The sequence below is a fragment of the Bradyrhizobium sp. NBAIM08 genome (assembly GCF_020193935.1).
In the GTDB taxonomy this organism is placed as follows: domain Bacteria; phylum Pseudomonadota; class Alphaproteobacteria; order Rhizobiales; family Xanthobacteraceae; genus Bradyrhizobium; species Bradyrhizobium yuanmingense.
In genome coordinates this window covers 1-416 of sequence record NZ_JADYVR010000758.1, presented here as the reverse complement: position 1 = coordinate 416, position 416 = coordinate 1, and the positions used below count along the sequence as shown (strand labels likewise).

At 73.3% G+C, this 416-nt stretch carries 1 pseudogene; it reads right to left on the bottom strand.

From position 1 onward, the window contains the following. Window positions 1–76: 76 nt before the first annotated feature. A pseudogene (locus I6F37_RS41920) lies at window positions 77–416 on the bottom strand (hypothetical protein); the annotation flags it as partial.

Genomic DNA, 416 nt, shown 5'->3' with positions numbered 1-416 from the left:
AGCTTGGGCAGCGCCCGCGCCGCGGCCGGCGCCTTCAGCGCCCGAAACAGGTGCGCGAGCTCCGATGAGGGGCGGGTCATGCGATCAGGGCGTCATAGACGTCGAGTGGCCGGACCTCGACCGTCGGCTCGGCCGGTTGGCGTCCGGCGCGCAGCGCCCGGGCGTGCTCGAGCGCGACGATCGTGCGGTGCTTGGCAAAGCTGCGCTGGTGGCGGCAAGCGAGCTCGCCGGTGTCCAGCGCGACCGCTGCGATCTCGCGCTGCGAGACGCGCGCTTCGACGCGCCGGCCGACCAGGCCGGGATCGAGCGAGTAGTCGTTGGTGTCGACGCGCAGCACCGGATCCGGGGCGACGCGGGTCACCCAGCGACGGTCGACATCGGGCATCACGGCCGGCAGCGGCGCCATCACTTCGAGC